The following is a 259-nucleotide window of genomic DNA, read 5'->3' on the forward strand; positions in this document are numbered from 1 at the left end:
TGCTAACATTTCTCCTGTCTGCTCCTCTTTCCTATGCTATTCTTATCATGCTTATGCTAACGTCATAAATGTAAGGACGATTGCCAGAATCCAGTTTACAACGGCTATACATATTCCCGCGATACTTAAGACTTTTCCTGCCTTTGCCATGGCTGTTCCTGACAGATCATTTCTTTTCCGCACTCTTACAAGCGATACAGTCCCCAGAACGATCCCGACGATCGGAATCCAAAGTGCGAAAATAACGCTCACAATACCG

General features: G+C 44.0%; 1 protein-coding gene. It reads right to left on the reverse strand.

The window, feature by feature from the left end; all coding sequences use genetic code 11:
* Positions 1-51 precede the first annotated feature (51 nt).
* Positions 52-259 (reverse strand): DUF4190 domain-containing protein (locus NE619_RS18300; protein WP_256133897.1); only part of this gene is annotated, 208 nt, incomplete at its 5' end.

Origin of the sequence: Anaerovorax odorimutans, from assembly GCF_024459955.1 — a bacterium.
Classification (GTDB): Bacteria; Bacillota; Clostridia; order Peptostreptococcales; family Anaerovoracaceae; genus Hominibacterium; species Hominibacterium odorimutans_A.